Origin of the sequence: Thermoproteus uzoniensis 768-20 (assembly GCF_000193375.1) — an archaeon.
In the GTDB taxonomy this organism is placed as follows: domain Archaea; phylum Thermoproteota; class Thermoprotei; order Thermoproteales; family Thermoproteaceae; genus Thermoproteus; species Thermoproteus uzoniensis_A.
Map to the genome: position 1 here is coordinate 88077 of NC_015315.1, position 19719 is coordinate 107795.

The window sequence follows — 19719 nt, forward strand, 5'->3', positions numbered from 1 at the left end:
ATTACCTTCTATAAAAAAGTTGCGAATGACGGCCGGCCGAGACGCTTAAAACGGCGGACCGCCGACGGGCTGGGATTTAGCAGATCTGCTTTTATAGCCGGGGCGATGACGGGACGTGCTCATCGTTGCCGAGAAGAGGTCTGTGGCCCAGGCAATAGCCAAATATCTCGGGGGGACGTACTCCAGCTTTAAGGTATCGGGCGTCTCGGCCTACAGGTTCAAGTACGACGGGGCCAGCGCGGTGAGCCTCGGGCTGAGCGGCCACATACTCGACTTCGACTTCCCCCAGGAGATGAACAGGTGGGGGGCTGTTGACCCGGCGCGGCTTTTCGACGAGGCCGTGGTGCTCACGCCGAGGCCCGAGACTCTGAAGTACCTCTACGCCTTGAGGTCGCTGGCTAGAGGACAGGACGTGGTCTATCTAGCGCTGGACGCCGACTCGGAGGGCGAGGCCATCGCCTACGAGGTGGTTCTGCAGGTCAGAGTCGTCAACCCCGCGGCGCGGTTCAAGCGCGTGCGGTTCAACGCAGTGACCAAGGCCGAGATAACGCGGGCCTTCGCCAGACCCGTCGACCTGGACCTCAAGGTGGTGGAGAAGGTGTTCGCCAGGATGGCCAGCGACTTGACCATAGGCGCCGCCTTCACAAGGCTCCTCACGCTCTCCGTCCGCAGAGAGGACTCGTCGGCGCTTCCCTTCGGCAAGTTCCTCAGCTACGGCCCCTGCCAGACCCCCGTCCTGGGCCTCGTGGTCTCCAGAGAGCTCGAGAGGCTCAACTTCAAGCCTGAGGAGTACTTCGTCGTGAGGGCCGTCGTGGGGACAGGCGGCGGGGAGGTGGAGATGCGCTCCAAGCCGTTTAAGAGGAGGGAGGAGGCCGAGGCCGCGCTGGCCGCCGCGAGGAAGGCCGAGGGGAGAATCGCCGAGGCTAGGTACGAGAAGGCCGAGGTGAGGCCGCCGGTGCCGCTGGAGACAGTCGAGCTGGAGAGGAGGGCGAGCCGGTGGCTGAACATAAGGGCCAAGGCCGCGTTGGATATCGCGGAGGAGCTCTACAGGCTCGGCTACATCTCGTACCCACGCACCGAGACCACCATATACCCGCCCACCCTCGACTTGAGGGCCATATTGGAGGAGCTGAGGAACACGCCGTTCGGGCAGTACGCGGAGGATCTGTTGAGGAGGCCCTTCACGCCGACGAGAGGCCGTAGCGACGACGGGGCGCACCCGCCCATACACCCGACGAGAGGCGCCGGGAGGGGCGAGATAGAGGCGAGGCTGGGGCAGAGGGGCTGGAAGATATACGAGCTCGTCGTGAGGCATTTCCTGGCCACCTTGAGCCCTCCGGCCGTGGTGGAGAGGCAGAGGATCGCCGCCGCCTTCGGTCCCCTGGTGCTGGAGGCCGAGGGGAGGAAGGTAATCTCCAAGGGGTACTGGACGGTGTACCCCTACGAGGAGGAGGAAGAGGAGCCGTTGCCCTATGTCAAGAGAGGCGACCCGGCCGAGCTCCTCTCGGCCAAGATAGAGAGGAGGCTGACCGAGCCCCCGCCCCGCATGACCGAGTCGGAGCTCCTCAAGCTCATGAGGAAGTACGGCATAGGGACCGACGCCACTATGCAGGACCACATACACACAAACGTGTTGAGGGGGTACATGAGGATAGCCGGCGGCAAGTGCATACCGACGCCCCTCGGCATGTCGCTCGCCACAGCCCTCATGAAACACGCGAGGCCCATAATCGACCCAGAGGTGAGGTCCAAAATGGAGGCCGCGCTACAGGAGATAGCGGCGGGCCGCATGGACCCCTCCAAGGTCGTCGCGGCTATAAGGGAGGAGTTTAAGAAGTACTACAAATTCCTCGAGGACAAGAAAGCCGAGATAGCCGGCGAGCTCGTCAAGGCCCTGAAGGAGGGCCCAGACAGAAAACAATAGTATTATATAGGGAATAGGGAATCTCCGTGGAGCTGGGGAACCTCATAGTGCCCGACGAGGTGTTGTCCTTCTTGGGGCCGGACGCGCTGATAGAGTCGCCGCCCGGCTTCAAGTGGGTTGCCGTGGAGCTGGCCAAGAGGACCGGCGCCAAAGTGTCTGGGAGGCCGGTCTGGGGCAGTTGCGACGTGGGCCTTGCCGACGCCGAGTACATGAGAGCCAAGAGGGTGGTCCACCTAGGCCACGGAGTTCCCCCCAACGTGGGCTACCTCCTCAAGAAGAACACCGGCGGCTCCCTAGAGAAGATAGACGTCGACACCTACCTCCTCAAGACCGACAGAGTCGAGGTATACTTCGTCCCCGTCTACTACGTCCCTCCCCCCAACCTCCCCCGGCCCCCGCTCGGCAAGATTTACTTCCCCGTGCCCTACCGGCTGATAGCCGAGGAGCTGGCCCTGCAACACTCCATGGAGGTGGCCAGAGAGCCCATAACCGGCTGCTGGGTCGGCGAGCCGCCGGGGGCCTCCGCCGTCGTCGTGGCTTCCGGCTACTTCTACCCCCTAGCCGTCAAGCTCTTCTACCCGGACGCCGAGGTCTGGGGCTACGACCCCTTCAAGGGCAAGGCCTTCCCCGTGGAGGGCGAGTTCAGGAGGCTTATGGGGCTCAAGGGGAGGGCCTACATGTCGAGTAGGGAGAGGGTCGTGGTCGTCGTCTCGAGGAAGCCGGGCCAGATGCAGAGAGAGGAGGCCGAGAGGGTGGCGGAGGAGGTCGGCGGCGTGGTGGTGGAGGTCGACGAGGCGTCGCCGGAGCTCCTGGACGACCTAGGCGCCGATCTGATAATCAACACAGCCTGTCCCCGGATAGGGTTCGACGACCAGGACAGGATGAGGACCCCCGTCATAAACCTACACGAGCTCGAGGGGTTCACCCCACAGAACATAGCCCGCCTCCTATAGCCGCAGAGGCTGTAAAACTAGATAAGAGAAAGGTATAAAGGGGGCGAGTAGAATACAGCCGTGAATCCAAAATCTGTAGTAATTCCAATGGTTGTAATATCGGCTGTAGGGCCCGCGCAGGCTATGCCAGCTACAGCCGATCGCGGCCGCGTACGCTGGATGGGTGCAGTTGATAACTCCGGCCGGAGTTCGGACGCCGCTGGCGCTTGGGCTTGGAGTATGAGGTCCGGCATTAACGCCCACAACTATATATCATAATATATGATCCAGAAAAAATATACATATATAGTTGTTGCCATTATATTATCTATAACTGTTGTAGCCGCGTTGACGGTTACGGCCATACCGCAGAAGGCGCCTATATGGCGCCCGCCCGTGGGCAACGCCACGTTCGTCCTGACGTGCCCGCTCGCCGGCAACGGCTCCGTGCTGGCTCTCGCCGGGCGTTGCTCCAACGGCAACGTCACGGTGGTGAAGCTCATCCTCAACGGCAGCGGCATGTGGATCAACTACACGGTGAACGGCATACCCTTCGCGCCGTACGCCTTGGGCGGTTCTTGGAGGCGGCTCGCCGTGCCCGTATCGGAGGCGAGGTGGCTCTACATGAAGACGCCTCTGTCCAAGTACCGCGACGTGTACGTCCTCTTCGATATGGACGATGTCAGAGCCTCCGGTGGTAGCATAGAGGGCAACTTCTCGGTGATATACAGCGCGTACGCCATCTCGAGCACCGTGTTCTTGCTAGACAACAAGACCTTGCTGGTGGTCGTGACTACGCGCGCCGTGGGTCTGCACAAGCCGATTAAACTGCCGGTGTCCGAGCACATCAAGCAGTACACCTGGCGCCTATATAACGAGACGAGGCTGGCGCACGAGCAGGCCATAGTCGACGTACTGCAGAGGCTCAAATAACCGTCAAGCTCCGCCCTTTTTGTTGTCCAAAGCGCTAATAAGTGGGGGCGGCCGCGGCTACGTGGACCCGATAGGCGTCGTCGTGCGGGTGCCGTCGACTAACTACTTTATATTCCGCACCTTCATCGGCGTTGAGGCCGAGGGCGGCTCTCTCCTAGTCGCGGGCTCCGACGAGCAGGTTCTCGCCAAGGTGGTCGCCGTGAGGAGGAGGAACGCCGTCGTCGACCCGCGGCTCGTGGCCCAGCTAGACGACGTCGAGTCTGTCAAGTACATAAAGGAGAATCTGGGCGCCGAGTCGCTCCTCTACTACACCGAGGCCAAGGCGGTCGTCGTGGGGGCTCTGAGGGGCGGGAGGCTGAGGAGGCCCTCCAAGCCTCTGAGGCCTCTGGACTACGTCTATAGGGCCCCGCCGGAGCTCGTCGCAGAGTTTCTGGCGCCGCGGGGCGAGGGGCCGTACATCGAGCTGGGGACGGTCTGGGGCTACGACATCCCGGCCTCGGTCGACGCGACGAGGCTCGTGACGCAACACTGCGCCATACTCGCCAGCACTGGGGCGGGCAAGTCTTGGCTGGCCGGCGTCATAATAGAACGCCTCGTCAACGCCGCAGAGGTCTCTGTCGTCGTCTTCGACCCCCACGGCGAGTACTCGGCCATGCAGGTGGCGAGGTCCGAGGCCGGCAAGGCGGTGGCCGACCTCGTCGACGTCTACGTCGTGGGGAAGGTCGACGTGTCGGCGCAGGACAAGGCCTTCGAGGCGAGGTTCGGCGTGGCTAGGCGCTACGAGCGGGTCGCGCTGAATCCCCGGTCCCTCCCCTTGAGGGTCCTGGAGCGGATACTGGAGGGCACCTACGGCCTGACCGACGCCCAGCGGAGGATACTGGAGGAGGGGTGGCAGGCCGCCACGGCCTACGGCGACAGGCAACCGCTGACGGATCTGGAGCAGCTGGTCGAGGAGGTGCTGGAGGGCGGCAAGGCGGCGGCTCCGGGGGGATACGCGGGCGAGATGGCGATGGGCGGCCTCGCCGGGAGGCTGAGGGCTCTCTTCAAGGGTAGCCCGATCTTCCTGGAGCGCTACGGCGAGACCTTCAACGGCGAGCCTGTGAGGCTGTTCGAGCCGGCCAGGCTTTTAACGAGCAGAGGGATAAAGGTGCTGGACCTCTCGGGCCTAGACCTCTTCGACCAGCGGATATTCGTGGCCGTGGCGCTCGACGGCATGTACAAAGCCGCCTTGAGGAGGGCGAACATCCCGACGCTCGTGGTGGTGGAGGAGGCCCACAACTTCGTGCCCGCGAGGGAGTCGCCCGTCAGCAAGCCCTACGTGGTCAAGATAGCGAGGGAGGGGAGGAAGTTCGGGCTGGGGCTGTGCCTCATCTCTCAGAGGCCTACCAAGCTCGATCCCGACGCCCTCTCCCAGTGCATGACCCAGATATTCAAGAGGATAATAAACCCCGTGGATCTGAAGTACGTGGCCGCCGTCGCCGAGCACCTCGACGACCCCTATCAGCTCAGAGGGCTCGACGAGGAGGCGGCGCTGGTCACCGGCGTCTCCGTCTCGCTACCTCTGCTCGTCAAGGTCGGGGAGCGCTGGACGCAACACGGCGGGGTCGGGGCCAGGCTGGCGCCGAGGGCCTGACGCCTAGCTTGCGCCTAAAGCCCTCCTGACGGCCTCTCTGTGGAGCGGCGTCTGCCACGCTACGTACTTCCCGATCCCGAGCTCGGGGTCTCTCTCCGGCGGAGGCGCGTCGACCCAGTGCCCCCGGTCTCTGTCCGGGAGGAAGTACACTATTAGGTTCCTCTCGACCAGCTCGTCGACGAGCTCCTCCGGCGCGTTGTGCCATAGGCGGTCGGGGTCGTCGACGGCTTCCCTGAGGCGGTCTCGCCACCTCTCTACGAAGCCGCGCGAAAGCCCCTTTTCCCTTGCCATGTCGGCGGCGACCTTGTCGACGTCCCAACCGGCTTCATAGAGCCTTTCGAGGATCCGCGGGTTTCCGCCCGTCAGCTTGAAGGCCTCCTCCAGCGGCGGCTTGCCGCCCGGCAGCTGGTCGTACAGCTGTCTGAAGCCCTCCCTCGACATGTTCCACATGAGGTCTGTGGCGGCCCACGAATGTCTGCCTATCTCGCGCAGGCTCGCCCCCTCGCTTGCGGCCGCGACGGCTACCACCTTCTCGTACTCGCCGGGCGGGTGCTCGATGAGGCCCAACATTCCCTTGACGTATATAGCGGCCTTGTCTAGGCCTATCGCCGAGAAGGCGTCGTCGACCAGCACGGCGACCTTCCTCTTCCTCCTCTTGATGGCCTCCTTGGCGAATTCTACGGCGAGCGCCGCGAGCTTCAGCTGGGCTACCCCGAAAGCCTCCGCGGCGGCTTCGGCGAGCCTCTCCACGAAATCCCCCATGTCCGTATACGCCGCGAACTGGAGATGGAGAGGATCGACGTAGATCACCTCGAAGCCCAGCTCCCTGAGAAGCTCCGCAGACTGTTTAAGCCAGGCGGTCTTTCCGCAGCCCTCGGGTCCGTACACCACGTGGGGAAGAGCCGTGCCTCTGTCGGCCCACTCCTCTACGCGCCTCAGCGCGGCCTCGCGGTCGGCGAAGTCTACCGCGAACCCGGCCAGCCTAAGCTTGATACGCCCCACGCGAACTGGTGGACGTCATTTTATATCAACACCGGCGGCCTTCAGCCGCGACTCTCCGGAGATCGGGCGCTTGGGGCGGTCGGAGATATGCTTAAATGCTGGTCGGCGGAGGGGTCCATGAAGGTGTACGTGTCTGTGGATCTGCCCCCAGATCTGGCCGAACGGCTGTCGAAGACCGTGGAGATTGTGGGGAGGGACCGCATTGCCGAGGCAGAGGCCGCCTTGTGTTTCAAGATTACGGCCGAGGAGCTGAGATCTATGCCGAGGCTGAAGTTTATACAGGTCGTGACGGCCGGGCTGGACCACCTCCCCTGGGAGGCCATACCTCCGCACGTGGTCGTGGCCGGCAACGCCGGCTCGAACGCCGTCGCGGTGGCCGAGTTCGCCGTGGCTATGGCCCTCGCCGCATATAAGCGGGTCCTCCACTACAACGAGAAGATGAAGAGGGGCGACTATAAGAGGGATGTGGGGATACCCCTTGTGGCCGGCTCCAAAGCCGCCGTGTTGGGCCTCGGCGAGATCGGGACCAGAGTAGCCGAGATGCTGGCCGCGCTGGGGGCCCGCGTATACGGCTTCTCGCGGACTAGGAAGGAGGGGCCGTGGACCTTCACCGCGGATCTCCTCGAGGCCATGTCGGGCGCGAGGATAGCCGTCTCGGCCCTCCCCTTGACCAAACACACGAGGGGCCTTGTGAAGTACGAGCACCTGGCCGCCATGGATCCCGAGGGGGTCTTCGTCAACGTGGGGAGGGCCGAGGTCGTGGAGAGGGAGGCCGTAGAGAAGATACTGCGCGAGAGGCCCGGCTTCGTATTCGCGTCGGACGTCTGGTGGGCGAGGAACGACTTCGCGAAGGACGCCGACATAATCTCCAGGCCCAACGTGGTGGCGACGCCGTGGATAGCCGGCGGCTACGGCAACGAGCAGGTCTGGCGCCGCATGATGGAGGAGGCCGTCGACAACCTGCTCCGCTGGGTCCGGGGCGAAAGGCCGAGAAATATAGCAAAAAGGGAGGACTATACCTAGCCTATATCCACCCCCTCGCCTTCATTGCCTTGTATATTCTCTCTACGGCTATTACGTATGCGGCGTCTCTCATAGTCCAGCTCTTTTCTTGTATCCACCTCTGGTGTACCCTCCTGAAGTTCTCCGCCATAATCCTCTCGAGCCTAGACCTAGTCTCCTCCTCGTCCCACATAAGCCACTGCAGATTCTCAACCCACTCGAGGTAAGACATGACAACACCCCCAGCGTTAGCCAAGACATCCGGCACAACCACAACGCCCCTCTCGTAAAGAGCCTTCTCAGCCTCAGGCGTAGTAGGCCCGTTAGCACCCTCCACCACAAGCCTAGCCCTAACAGAGCCCACATTATCCTCAGTAATAGCATTCTCAAGAGCAGCAGGAACAAGAATATCGGCATCGACGTATAGGGAGGCCGACGGGTCGTTGACGAACTTGCCGGGGAGCTTTTGGAACTCTAACTCCCTCCTGTAGTATTTCAGGATCAGCTCCGACGGTATGCCGCTCGTGTTGACCACAGTCCCCTTGGTGCTCGACACGGCGACGATCTTAGCGCCCATGTTCTCGAGCCAATAGGCGGCCCACGCCCCCGTGTTGCCGGCTCCGTGTATCGCCACGGTCCTCCCCCGGATATCTCCCCACATGATCTTCGCCATCTCCCTAGCGACGACCGCTACTCCGAATCCTGTGGAGTATTCCCTCACCGGGTTTCCCCATAGCTCTGGCGGCTTCGCGGTGAATACTGCGGGGGCGTTTCTCCCGGCTATTTTGGAGTACTCGTCTACCATCCAGGCCATTATCTGGCTGTTTGTCCCCACGTCGGGCGCCGGTATGTCTAGCTCCTCCCCTATAAGCGGCGCTATAGCCCTAACATAGCCTCTCGACAGCTCCTCCAACTCCCGAGGCGAAAGCCTCTTCGGGTCTACCCTAACAGCCCCCTTAGCCCCTCCATAGGGCAACCCAGCCAAGCTGTTCTTCAACGTCATTATGGTGGCGAGAGCCATATCGTCAGCCAGAGACACCTCCGGATGGAAGCGGATACCCCCCTTATAGGGCCCAAGCGCGTCGTTATGCTGAACTCTATACCCCTCAAAAAACACAACCCCACCATTAACCCTAACCGGAATAGAGACAACAAGAACCCTCTTAGGCCTAGAAAGAAACTCGTAAAGCTCGGCAGGAAAGCCGCCCAGAGATATGCTCCTTTTGAGGTAGTTCATGACAGAAACTAGGAACGCGTTTTCGCCTGTCTGTATTGGTTGCATGTGTACTATTCTTCGAAAATATATAAGTTTTAATAAATATAGACAAATAGAACATTATATATATTTATTCATAAATATTATTTCGCATACAATGGTTAATACAATTTAAACATTATATATTTCTAAGAATTTACGTAAAATATAAATATAAATCTGAAAATTATGAATAATAATAAACTATGGGATCTATAAGTCCTATATAGCCGGTTTCGGCCGACATGCCGCAATATTTGCGGAATACTCTCCCCCCTCAGTACCTGTATATGGAGCTCTTAAATTTGCCCGGCGCAACTTCCCCGTGGCCGTAGAGCTGGCTCAGGAGACTGTGCGCAACAAGGTGAAGGACTTCATCCTCTCGAACGAGAAGGTGCTGGACGAGGTCGTCAACATGATTGTCCAGCACAAGAGGAGCCTCGAGGTGGACTTCAACGACGTCTTGATACACGACAAGGAGCTCGCCGATCTCTTGGTCGAGAGGCCGAGGCAGGTCCTGCCGCTGGCGGACGCCGCAGTGAGGGAGGTGGTGGAGGAGAAGGATCCCGAGACGGCCAGACGGCTCAGGAGGTTCTACTTCCGCGTCAAAGGATCGCCCTACTCAATACCTCTTAGGAAGTTGCGGTCGGAGTACGTGGGGCGGCTGATCAAGGTGGAGGGCATAGTCACCAGGCAGACCCCGCCGAAGCACTTCCTCCACAGGGCCCTCTACAGATGCACCCAGTGCGGATACGAGCTGGAGCTGGTGCAGGAGCTGGAGAGGCACGTGGAGCCCCCCTCGCGGTGTCCCAGATGCGGCGCCGCGAAGTCCTTCGTCCTCGTGACCGAGCTCTCGCAGTATATAGACTGGCAGAAGCTGGTGGTGCAGGAGAGGCCGGAGGAGCTCCCGCCGGGCCAACTGCCGAGATCCGTCGAGGTCGTCGTGCTAGACGACCTGGTAGACTCGGTGAAGCCGGGGGACATAGTGTCGTTGACGGGCATCTTGGACCTAGCCATCAGCGAGCTCAAGAAGGGGAAGCCGCCTGTCCTCAGCTCCTTCCTCTCGGCGGTCCACATAGAGTCCACCAACAAGGAGCTGGTCGAGGACATAACCAAGGAGGACGAGAAGAAGATAATCGAGATATCGAGGAGGCCGGACGTGAGGGATCTCGTGGTGAGGTCGATAGCGCCTTCCATATACGGCCACGAGGAGGTCAAGGAGGCCGTGGCCTGCCTCCTCTTCGGTGGGAACGAGATAGTGTACCCCGACGGGGTGAGGGTCAGGGGCGACATACACGTGTTGGTGGTGGGCGACCCGGGCACGGCGAAGTCGCAACTGCTCAAATTCGCGGCGAAGGTGGCGCCGCGCGCCGTCTACACGACGGGCAAGGGGTCCTCCGCCGCCGGCCTCACAGCCGCCGTGGTGAGGGACAAGCTGACGGGCGACTTCTACCTGGAGGCGGGCGCGTTGGTGCTGGCCGACAAGGGCGTCGCCATAATAGACGAGATAGACAAGATGGACGTGAAGGACAGAGTGGCGATACACGAGGCCATGGAGCAACAGACCGTCTCCATAAGCAAGGCCGGCATAGTGGCGACTCTCAACGCAAGGGCGGCCGTCCTCGCCGCCGCCAACCCGGCCTTCGGCCGCTATCTGCCCAACCGCACCGTCGCCGAGAACATAGACCTCCCCGTCTCTCTGCTGAGCCGCTTCGACCTCATATTCGTCGTCAGGGACGAGCCGCAGGAGGACTACGACAAGGCCGTGGCCACCCACATACTGGATCTACACACGGGCGCCCTCCCCGAGTCCTTCAAGGACATAATAAAGCCGGACCTCCTCCGCAAGTACATAATATACGCCAGGAGGCACGTCAAGCCCCAGCTGAGCGAGGAGGCCAAAGACAGGATAAGGCAGTTCTACCTAGAGATGAGGAGGCACTACCAAGGGCCCGGCACGGCCATAGCCATAACCGCCCGCCAGCTCGAGGCGCTCATACGCCTGACCATAGCCGAGGCCAAGATGAGGCTGTCGCCCATAGCCACAGCCGAGGACGCCGAGAGGGCCATAAGGCTGTATCTGGCCTTCCTCAAGTCGGTCGGGATAGACCTGGAGTCTGGAGTAGTCGACATAGACTCCATAATGACGGGAGTCCCCGCGTCGCGCCGCGAGGCCTACATAAAGCTGACCGAGCTCCTCAAGAAGCTGGAGGAGGCCTACAAGGGCCCCGTGAAGCTCGACGCCTTGCTGGACGAGGCCGAGAAGGCGGGCGTGCCGAGGGCGGAGGCCCAGAGGCTCGTGGACCTCATGATAAGGAACGGCGAGCTCTACACGCCGAGGCCCGGATACGTCAAGAGGATAGGGGCCTAGGGGCTCAAGATCTCGCCCAGAAGGGCCTTTACCTCGCCGTGTAGGGCCAGCGCCAGGGCCCTCTCCTCCGGCGCCAGCCTCCCCTGGAACTCCTCGTCGTCTATCAACTCCGGCGACGCCGCTATGAGCCGAGCCAGCTTCTCCACTCTCCTGATGAGGAGATCCCTCGCCGCGCCGATCAACGCGCTGAGCGTCTTGGAGTCGCCGTCCTTCTTCAGCTGGGCCACGGTAGCCCTCAGCCTGGCGTAGAAGTCGTCCGGGAGCTTGGCCGGGAGCTGCTCCCGCTCCTCCACAAACTTCAGCCCGGCGACTTCCTGCGGCTTGAGGAGAGAGGACTCGTCGATCTTCGCCGCGCCGATCTCCACAAGCCTCAAGGCGGTGTAGACGGGGAGCAACGCCGTCGTGCCCGCCTTGTAGGGCCCCAGCCCCATGAACTGGGGCAAATCCTTGACTATCTGGACTCTGACGCGCCGCGACTCGGCGACGCCGACGACGACAGGCATACGGGAGCCGGCGCGTAGAGTTATAAAGATTCCCGCGACCCGATCTGAAATAGTTAGATCTATAATTTGGAAAAGATTTTTATTTAGATCTCTACGCGCCTCCATGAACGCGGAGACGTTGGCAAGGAAACCGCCCATAACGGTCTCGACCAAGACGACCTTGAAGGAAGTCGCGAAGACCCTAGCCGAGAGGAAGATAGGAATCGTCGTCGTGGTCGACGAGAAGGCGCCCCAGAACCCGCTCGGCGTGATATCCGAGAGGGACATCGTGAGGGCCATAGCCACCGGCGTCGACCTCAACACCCCCGCCGAGAAGTACATGACCTCGCCCGTCATAACTGTCGAGGCGTCGGAGCCTCTCTGGAAAGTCGCCGAGGTCATGAGGACCCACAACATTAGGCACGTGGTCGTCACTAAGGGCGGCAAGCTCTACGGCGTGATATCCATAAGGGACCTCATAGGCGAGGAGAGCACCCTCCGTAGCTTGATAGAGTACGGAGAGGCCGAGGAGAGGGGCCCCGCCGCCGACTGATCTTAACCAACGCCCTTTTTAAGCCGGGAGCCCCGGCAATCTGTGGTTCGAGACGACGTATAGATGCCCCCGTTGCGGATCCCCGTTGGTATATATCGAGAGGAGGGGCTCCGCCGCCTTGAGGTGCCCGGCCTGCGGCGTGAGGGTGTGGACCGACGCCCGCACCGCGGCTAGGTTCGCCTCGGGCGGGAGGCTCGAGTGGCAGAGGTTCATGGAGCTCCTCTACGCCGCCTACGCCTACCGCCTTGCTATGAAGGCCTAAATACCGGCCGCCAGCCCCCTCCGTGGACGTCTCGTCGTTGCCCATACCGCCCGGGCTGAGGGACGCCTTGAGGAGGCGGGGCGTGGAGAGGCTCTACCCCCCGCAGGAGGCGGCCGTGCGGGCCGGCATCCTGGAGGGCGCCAACGTCGTGATGACCACGGCGACGGCCTCGGGGAAGACTCTCCTGGCCGAGGTAGCCGCCGTGAAGACTGCGCTCGAGGGGAGGATGGCCGTGTTCACAGTGCCCCTCAAGGCCCTCGCCTACGAGAAACAGCTCCACTTCTCCTACTACGGCGATTTGGTCGACGTGGCGGTGTCCACGGGAGAGTACGACTCCGACGACGCGTGGCTCCACAAATACGACGTGGTGATAACGACGTACGAGAAGCTCGACAGCCTTCTGAGGCATAGGCCAAGCTGGCTCAACAAGGTGGGCCTCATAGCCCTCGACGAGATACACTACGTCGGCGATCCCAAGAGGGGGCCCGTCCTCGAATCCATAGCGGCGAAGGTCAAGTACCTTGGCCTCAAGGCGCAGATAGTCGCGCTCAGCGCCACGATCGGGAACCCCGAGGCTCTGGCCAAGTGGCTCGGGGCCAGGCTGGTCAAGTCCGACTGGAGGCCCGTTCCCCTCATGGAGGGGGTCTACGCAGACGGCGCTATCCAGTACGCCGACGGGAGCGTCAGGCATATACCCAAAGGCGCCGACCCCGAGGTCGCCTTGGCCCTAGACGCGGTGGAGAACGGCGGGCAGGCCCTAGTCTTCGTCAACAGCAGGTCGGCCACTGTGTCGACGGCGAGGAGGATAGCCGAGGCCGTGGCGGCCGGCGGGAGGAGGCTGATAGACCCCGAGGCGGCGGCAGACCTCGCCGCTAAGGTCGAAGAGGCGGCGGCGAGCAAGATCATAGGCAGAGAGCTGGCGGAGGTGGTCGCCAGAGGCGTCGCGTTCCACAACGCCGGACTGGAGCTGGAGCTGAGGCGTATCGTCGAGGAGGGCTTCAGGAAAGGCGTAATAAAGGTCGTCGTGTCCACCACCACGCTGGCCGCCGGGGTCAACCTCCCAGCGCGGAGGGTAGTGATAGCCGAGCTGAGGAGGTACGACCCGTTGACCGGCGTCGAGGAGATACCAGTCATGGAGTACAGGCAGATGGCGGGGCGGGCCGGCAGGCCGGGCCTCGACCCCTACGGCGAGGCCGTGGCGATAGCCTCGAGCGAGCGGGAGGCCGAATACATAATGGAGAGGTACATAAAGGGCGCCATAGAGCCCGTGAGGTCCCAGCTGTTCTCCGACGTGAACCTCAGATCCCACCTGCTCGGCGTAGTGGGGAGCGGGTACGCCAACACCGAGGACGAAATAGTCGACTACCTCTCGGCGACGCTGGCCTACATACAGCTGGGGCCAGCCGCCATGTCCATAGCGAGGAGCAAGGCCGAGAGGGCCTTGGACCAGCTGGTGGCCTGGGGCTTCCTTGAGAAGGCGGGAGGCGCCTACCACGCCACGCCGCTGGGGAGGCTCGTCTCCCGGCTCTACGTAGACCCCGAGACCGCCGCCACGTACATAGACCTCCTCAAGGCGATGAGGGGCGACTCGCCGGTGGCCTACATATATATCGTCGCCGCGTCCCCCGAGGTGCCCAAGATATGGCGCGGCCGCCTCGACAAGAAGATCGCGGCCGAGATAGCCAGATCGTTCCCCGACCTCCCCCTCGACGAGGAGGACGACGAGTTCAGGCAGACCGTCAAGACTGTCCAGATGTTGTGGGAGTGGGCCAACGAGGCGCCGGAGGACAAGATATACGAGAAATACGGCGTGGGCCCCGGCGACGTGAGGGTGTACGCCGACCTCTTCGAGTGGCTGGGGACCGCCGCCTCGAAGCTCGCCGCGGCCGTGGGCCTCCCCCAGAGAGCCGAAGGCGCCTTGAGGGCAACATACCGGGTGGTATACGGCGTGAGGGAGGAGCTGCTGGAGCTCGTCGTGAACCTCAGAGGCGTGGGCCGCGTAAGGGCGAGGACGCTCTACCAAGCAGGCTACAGGACGCTCGCCGACGTGGCGAGGGCCAAGCCCGCCGACATAGCCCGCCTGCCGGGCTTCGGCGAGAGGCTGGCCGCCAGCGTGGTGGAGCAGGCGAGGGCCGCCTTAGACCAGAAAGGGATAGCCAGGTGGGCCCGCTAGAGGCCGAAGGCGTCCAAGAAGCTCCGCCACCTCCTGTACTCCGAAAGGAACCGGGCCCCCTCCCTTGTCATGCAGACCTCCCCCGCGTCCCGCCTGACAAGGCCCCTCCTCTCCAGCTCCTCCAACAGCCTCGACAGCCTGTCGTAGGCCAGATTGGCCTCTGTGGCCAAGCGCGTGGGGTTCGAGCACCCCGGCTCCAAGGCCGAGAGCACGTCCGCTATTATCTCTATCTTACTTCTTCTCGGCCTCGGCATAGGTCACCCCCGCCGCCAGGAACACAGCCGCCGCCGTCCTCAAGACCAGCGCGAGGCCGTAGAGGCGCATAGCCGCGAGGCTGGCCGAGAAGAGGAGGTACGCCGCGGCCACAAGCGGATTTCCGCGCCCCTGCAAAGATCTGTAGAGAAGGACGGCGCCTATATACGCCGCCAGCCCGGCGTCCGCCGCCAGCAACAGGAAGGACCTCAAGGCGGGGTCGGCGCGCTGGATCTCGGGGGCTAGGAATACGGCGTAGGCGGCGGAGGGAGAGACCGAGATCGCTATCAGGAGCAGGCCGGCCCCCATTATCTGGTAGGAGAGGAGCACTAGGGGGGCCAAGGGCCTGAGGAGGCCCGGCGCCGCCACGGCCCCCGCCAAGCCCTCCAGCAAGAGGGAAAACGCGAAGACTATCTGGCCCATGGCGAAGAGGCCTATCCTCGCCTCTCTGAAAGACCTATAGGCCTGGATCCCCCTGGCAATTACGTAGAGCGATACGGCGATGAGGATGAGGTTGGGTACGAGGAACACGGGACGGGAAAAAAGCTAGGTTATTTGAGCTGTGGCGTTGCCGTAGTACACCGTCATCTGAGCCGCGCCGAGCGGCTGGACGACCGCCCTATAGATCCCTCCGCGGTACGCGACGTATATGAGGGCGTCGCCCGTATAGAGCCGCAACGCGAAGGCGCCTCTGCCCACCACGCCGAAGGCGCTCTCGACCGAGTAGGTCCGCCCCCCGGCCTCCACGACGCCGCTACCGGCCACAACCTGCGCGACGCCGTAGGGCCCCCTCACTATGCCGACCAGCCTCAAGTCCAGCGACACCTGCCCCGACGACATGGCCACAGTTAAGTTCTCGGCCGTCGGCGGGTACGCTGAGGCGTTGGCGGGCCAGCCGTGTGGGCGTACTGCGACACCCGGTGGGCAAGAAACGGCGTTGTAGCCGGGCCTGTGCCCCGCGGGGTAGGTCGCTGTCTGTTGCCCAGCCGCGTAGGCTATATAGGCCGCGACGACGGCGAGGGCCGCGGCGGCCGCTACGATCCATATCCGCCTCATGGGGAGCGCGGCCGCACGGACTTAAAAGACGAACTCACCTCAGGTGAGTAGGGGAAAAAGGGGGGTTACTGTTGCCTCCTCAGCTCCCTCGCGAGCTCCTCCAGCTCCCTAGCCAGCGCCTCCCTGCTCTGCGGATCTAGACGGCCCGCGTTCTCCTTGACGAATTGGGCCAGCCCCCTGATCTGCCACACGGCGGCTCTCAAGTGGAGGTCGAGCCACTCGTCGTAGGTCGGGCCCCAGACGGGCGGCCCCCTCCACCACCAGCCGCCGCCCCAGCCCATCGCCCATTTCTTCCACCACATGTATCGAAACAGATATCGGATATATTTAAATCTTTCGATATCGGTTAGAGCCTAACCACGTCGTACCTCCCGACGACCTTCAGAAGAGTGGTCCTCCCCCTAAGCGCAGACACAAGCCCGTCGAGCCCGTCGCCCACCTCCAGCTCCACCAAGAAGAAGTAGTCCCAGGGAGAGAGGCGCGTCGGCCTCGAGTATATGAGGGACATGTTGACTCCCGCCGCCGCGATTGGCTCCAGCGCTCTGTAGAGAGAGCCGGGCGTGTTCGGCACGGCGAATATCAAGGCGGCGTAGCGGCCCCCGCCGGACCCAGCCGGCGATATGACGGCGAATCTGGTGTAGCTCTCGGCGTCTTCGACCCCGCACTGGGCCTCGAAGCCGACGAGGGCCCTCGGCGACGCCAAGACCCCGCAGTCGGTGCAGGTCTCGAAGGCCTTGACGGCCTCGGCTGTGCTGTTGGTGTAGACCACCTGGGCCCCCAGCGAGGAGAGGAGCCGCCGGGCTTGGGCTATGGCGTGGGGGTGGGAGTAGACCACCCGCGGCGTTCCCCTCTTGGCGAAGCAGAGGACGATCCTCATCTCCAAGACGGCGGATATGCGGACGTTCCGCGTAGCCAAGGAGTCTACTGTCTCCCCCACGGGCCCCTCTAGCGAGTTCATGAAAGGCACCACGCCCAGATCGGCGGAGCCGCCCTCGACCATGGCGAAGACCTCGCCGATTGTTCTGGCCGGCACCAGCGAGGCGCCCGGCATGTAGGAGGAGGCCGCCTCCCACGTGAACGACTTCTCCGGGCCGAGGTAGGCGACGACGGGCTTGTGGCGCCTGGATATCAGCGAGGCCAGAAACGCGCCGAGCTCGCCGCCGATAGAGGGAGGCTCAGGGCAAGACGCCCTCAGCTCGACCAGCTCCTGGATGCGGCGCTCCAGATCCCGAACCCCGCGCAGTCCATGAGGGGCGGAACGGCCGGATTTATATAGATTGGCCGCGCCTACAGATCGGCCTCCGCGTACACGTCCGCCCTCAACGGGAGGTCCAAGACGAGGCGCGCCTTGTACCTCGCGCCGCCGCCCAGACCCCAGACCTCCCCCGGAGATATGCCGATGCGCTTGGCCCCCCCCACCTCTACGGCCCGCAGCACCACGTAGAGCCCCCGGCGGCCCGCGACGTCGAGGATCTCCCTCACCACGCCGTTCGAGGAGGCCTTGGCCAGGACGACCTCGGCCTTCTGGAGCCCTAAATCGGCGTGTGGCTCGACTCGCGCCGAACGCGCAGTGCGGCGGCGCTGTGTGGGAGCCGCGAGGCCGGCAGACGCTGTGGCTAGTCAGCTCGGCGCCGTGTATAGTCGACGACTAAAGCCCCGCGCTCTTCCTCAAGCCTTATGTTGTCCGCCGCGTTGCGGCCCTTCTGACGTATTCCACTACGTCTTCTACGTCTTTCTTGACTTGATCCAGCGACCTGTAGCGCGACAGAACCCCCTCGGGGTTGAGGCCGTTGTGCTGGAATTGGTGGAGGTCTAGGGCCTTTTCTACGGCCAGCTCCAACTCCTTGTCGCCTATGTGCTGGGCCACCTCCTTCATCCTGGTTGTGGGCATTAGGGCGATTACCAGATCTACCTCGGCCGCCCGGCGGCCCCGCCCCATCTTCCTCTCGCCGGGGTAGAGGCCGGCGAGCCTTTCCCTGTGCTGAGCCGCCGCGGCGGCCAGCAGAGCCTTCGCGGCTTGAAACGCCTTGCCGGCCGCGTTTCTATAGAGGCCGTTTTCGAGAAAGCGGAGGGCTAGCTCGGCCTCGTAAACGGCCTCCCTCAGCCTATCCTCGCGGTACTTATCGAGGTCGATCCACGGCTTCGCCGCCGACTCCACGTCTAATCCTGTAACCCATTATATAATTAGCCGCGCTGGGCGCAAGTCCGCGCCCCGCAGACGCGGCGGTGATGTGGACTGCGTTCTGCGAAGACGCGGCCGCTGGGGCGTTGACTTCGGCTACGCCGCGTCGGCATTTCGCGAGGGGCCGGGAAGACGTTTTGGTTGCAGAGGCGTAGCTGGCGGCTCTCCGCCTCCGGCCGCCGGGGACTGTCTATTTATATCTTATTATGTATGTAATTATTATGGCCGTAATAAAACTCTACGGGCGGGAGAGGGAGCTGGCTCTCCTGGGGCGCCTCAAGCCTCCCTTTCTCGCCGTGGTGTACGGCCGGAGGAGAATCGGCAAGACCGCATTGGTGCTGGCCTTCCTCTCGGCGAGGCCCCACCTGTACTTCTTCGTCAACCCGAAGAAGCCCCGGGGAGCGTTGCTGGAGGAGTTTGGGGAGGCGTTGAGGAGAGCCGCGGGCCTCCCCAGCTACGTCCGGTTTGCGGATTGGGAGGAGTTTTTCGACGCGTTGTTCCAGCTTAGGGGGTACGTGGTGGCTTTCGACGAGTTTCAGTGGTTTTTGGAGGCGGCGCCTGAAGTGCCCTACATACTGCAGAAGATGTGGGATACCCGGGCGGAGAAGCCCTCGGTTATCCTCACGGGGTCGGTGGCGGGCATGGTTAAGAGGCTCGTGGCCGAGGCTGGGTCTCCCCTCTACGGCAGGGCGGACTTGGTGCTGGAGCTGGGCGAGCTCGAGCCTCCGGCGGTCTTCCAGTGGCTGGCCGACATGGGCGTGGCGGGGGAGGAGGCCTTCAAGCTCTTTCTCCTGTTCGGCGGAGTGCCCTACTACTACCGCCTGGCGCAACAGTGGGGGGTGAAGACGGCGGAGGAGGCCGCGAGGCTTCTAGTGGCGGGGGAGGGTGGGCCTTTGAGGCACGAGGTGGAGTTCGTCCTCGCCGAGTCTCTCGGGAGGGAGTACCGCACGCACTTGGCGATTCTAGACGCAGTGGCTGGAGGCGCCACCAAGCTGGAGCAGATAGCCAGCCGCGCCGGGGTGAAGGCCACGTCGCTCCCGCCCTACCTCAACGACCTAGTCAACCTCCTCGGCGTGTTGGAGCGGCGCAAGAGCAAGAGAGTCTACTACGAGGTTAGAGATAGGTTCTACGCCTACTGGCTGAGGTCCGTGTACAGACACGGCGACGTGGCCGCGGGGGAGGCCTTGGAGGAGGCTGCCGTCAGGGAGCTGGAGAGCTTCTACCCGTGGGCTTTCGAGGCCGCCGTTAGGCAGATACTGCCGAGGCTCTACCCCGTCAAGAAAGTGGCCAAGGAGGCGGTGCACCTCAGAGAGGGGGGCAGGCGAGTCCAGCTAGACGTAGACGCCCTGGGAGTAGACGAGGAGAGGAGGTTCGCGGTGGTGGCCGAGGCCAAATGGGGCGCCGCAGACCCCCGCGAAATAGTGCCGAAGCTCAAAAAGGCCGCGGAGATCCTCATCCCCCCGGGCTGGACTACGCGGCTGGCCATCTTCGCCAAGTCCTTCACCGCGGAGACGGAGGAGGCGGACCTCATAGATCTCCCAACCCTCCTCCAAAACCTCACGCAGCCCCCTCCAGATGTACATGCTCCTCAAAAAGACGCGGCCCGCGGCGGCTCGGCGAAGCCCGGCGACGGCGCACGCCGCCAGCCACGGCGCTAGGGCTCTGGAGCCTAGGAGGACTGCCGGCGCCGGCCTACGTAGGCCCCAG

General features: G+C 63.0%; 20 protein-coding genes. 10 read left to right on the forward strand and 10 right to left on the reverse strand.

Annotation, left to right across the window (positions count from 1 at the left end; all coding sequences use genetic code 11):
- The first annotated feature begins 115 nt into the window (after positions 1-115).
- The 4 genes from TUZN_RS00420 (at position 116) to TUZN_RS00435 (ending at position 5422) form a co-directional block, all read left to right on the forward strand.
- Entirely contained in the window at positions 116-1924 is a 1809-nt protein-coding gene (locus TUZN_RS00420) for a DNA topoisomerase (protein ID WP_013678931.1), read from the forward strand.
- Between the two features lie 26 nt (positions 1925-1950).
- Positions 1951-2877: a diphthamide synthesis protein gene (locus TUZN_RS00425; protein ID WP_013678932.1), complete on the forward strand. Its 927-nt coding sequence runs from the start codon at positions 1951-1953 to the stop codon at positions 2875-2877.
- Positions 2878-3138: 261 nt separating this feature from the next.
- On the forward strand, positions 3139-3789 hold the full coding sequence (locus tag TUZN_RS00430; RefSeq protein WP_013678933.1) for a hypothetical protein: 651 nt from the start codon (positions 3139-3141) through the stop codon (positions 3787-3789).
- A gap of 61 nt (positions 3790-3850) precedes the next feature.
- Complete coding sequence (locus tag TUZN_RS00435) at positions 3851-5422, forward strand: ATP-binding protein (protein ID WP_013678934.1); 1572 nt, start codon at positions 3851-3853, stop codon at positions 5420-5422.
- Between the two features lie 3 nt (positions 5423-5425).
- Here the strand turns inward: TUZN_RS00435 and TUZN_RS00440 are convergent, their stop codons facing one another.
- Entirely contained in the window at positions 5426-6424 is a 999-nt protein-coding gene (locus tag TUZN_RS00440; protein WP_013678935.1) for an ATP-binding protein, read from the reverse strand.
- A gap of 117 nt (positions 6425-6541) precedes the next feature.
- Between TUZN_RS00440 and TUZN_RS00445 the strand changes: the two genes are divergently transcribed.
- Complete coding sequence (locus tag TUZN_RS00445) at positions 6542-7447, forward strand: 2-hydroxyacid dehydrogenase (protein WP_052885977.1); 906 nt, start codon at positions 6542-6544, stop codon at positions 7445-7447.
- A 1-nt stretch (position 7448) separates the two neighbouring features.
- Here the strand turns inward: TUZN_RS00445 and TUZN_RS00450 are convergent, their stop codons facing one another.
- Positions 7449-8708, reverse strand: coding sequence for a Glu/Leu/Phe/Val family dehydrogenase (locus TUZN_RS00450; protein WP_013678937.1), 1260 nt, complete (start codon positions 8706-8708; stop codon positions 7449-7451).
- Between the two features lie 298 nt (positions 8709-9006).
- Here TUZN_RS00450 and mcm point away from each other — a divergent pair, with 298 nt between their 5' ends.
- Positions 9007-11052, forward strand: a complete 2046-nt coding sequence (mcm, locus tag TUZN_RS00455) for a minichromosome maintenance protein MCM (RefSeq protein WP_013678938.1) — start codon at positions 9007-9009, stop codon at positions 11050-11052.
- Here mcm and TUZN_RS00460 read toward each other — a convergent pair.
- Positions 11049-11555, reverse strand: a complete 507-nt coding sequence (locus TUZN_RS00460) for a DNA replication complex GINS family protein (protein WP_148678532.1) — start codon at positions 11553-11555, stop codon at positions 11049-11051. The two genes, mcm and TUZN_RS00460, sit on opposite strands and share 4 nt — an antisense overlap.
- Before the next feature lie 103 nt (positions 11556-11658).
- Here TUZN_RS00460 and TUZN_RS00465 point away from each other — a divergent pair, with 103 nt between their 5' ends.
- From TUZN_RS00465 to TUZN_RS00470, 3 genes are read left to right on the forward strand one after another with little or no spacing between them, the layout of a single operon-like run.
- Positions 11659-12087, forward strand: coding sequence for a CBS domain-containing protein (locus TUZN_RS00465; protein ID WP_013678940.1), 429 nt, complete (start codon positions 11659-11661; stop codon positions 12085-12087).
- 40 nt (positions 12088-12127) lie between these two features.
- A complete protein-coding gene (locus TUZN_RS10930; RefSeq protein WP_148678533.1) occupies positions 12128-12349 on the forward strand; it encodes a zf-TFIIB domain-containing protein in 222 nt (73 codons plus the stop codon).
- A 22-nt stretch (positions 12350-12371) separates the two neighbouring features.
- A complete protein-coding gene (locus TUZN_RS00470) occupies positions 12372-14522 on the forward strand; it encodes a DEAD/DEAH box helicase (RefSeq protein ID WP_013678942.1) in 2151 nt (716 codons plus the stop codon).
- On the opposite strand, the gene TUZN_RS00475 is transcribed toward TUZN_RS00470, so the two are convergent.
- The 7 genes from TUZN_RS00475 to TUZN_RS00505 form a co-directional block, all read right to left on the reverse strand.
- Positions 14519-14776, reverse strand: coding sequence for an Sso10a family chromatin protein (locus TUZN_RS00475; RefSeq protein WP_052885978.1), 258 nt, complete (start codon positions 14774-14776; stop codon positions 14519-14521). The two genes, TUZN_RS00470 and TUZN_RS00475, sit on opposite strands and share 4 nt — an antisense overlap.
- Positions 14754-15305, reverse strand: a complete 552-nt coding sequence (locus TUZN_RS00480; protein ID WP_013678944.1) for a hypothetical protein — start codon at positions 15303-15305, stop codon at positions 14754-14756. The genes TUZN_RS00475 and TUZN_RS00480 overlap by 23 nt, the downstream gene beginning before the upstream one ends.
- Before the next feature lie 15 nt (positions 15306-15320).
- Positions 15321-15830, reverse strand: a complete 510-nt coding sequence (locus TUZN_RS00485; protein WP_013678945.1) for a hypothetical protein — start codon at positions 15828-15830, stop codon at positions 15321-15323.
- A 65-nt stretch (positions 15831-15895) separates the two neighbouring features.
- A complete protein-coding gene (locus TUZN_RS00490) occupies positions 15896-16132 on the reverse strand; it encodes a hypothetical protein (protein WP_013678946.1) in 237 nt (78 codons plus the stop codon).
- Positions 16133-16176: 44 nt separating this feature from the next.
- Positions 16177-17055: a prephenate dehydratase gene (locus tag TUZN_RS00495; RefSeq protein WP_420804566.1), complete on the reverse strand. Its 879-nt coding sequence runs from the start codon at positions 17053-17055 to the stop codon at positions 16177-16179.
- Positions 17056-17117: 62 nt separating this feature from the next.
- Complete coding sequence (locus TUZN_RS00500; protein WP_013678948.1) at positions 17118-17315, reverse strand: hypothetical protein; 198 nt, start codon at positions 17313-17315, stop codon at positions 17118-17120.
- A 190-nt stretch (positions 17316-17505) separates the two neighbouring features.
- Positions 17506-17988 carry a PaREP1 family protein gene (locus tag TUZN_RS00505; RefSeq protein WP_013678949.1) on the reverse strand — a complete coding sequence of 161 codons (483 nt, stop codon included), beginning with the start codon at positions 17986-17988 and terminating at the stop codon, positions 17506-17508.
- Between the two features lie 245 nt (positions 17989-18233).
- Between TUZN_RS00505 and TUZN_RS00510 the strand changes: the two genes are divergently transcribed.
- Positions 18234-19670 carry an AAA family ATPase gene (locus TUZN_RS00510; protein WP_148678535.1) on the forward strand — a complete coding sequence of 479 codons (1437 nt, stop codon included), beginning with the start codon at positions 18234-18236 and terminating at the stop codon, positions 19668-19670.
- Positions 19671-19719 lie beyond the last annotated feature (49 nt).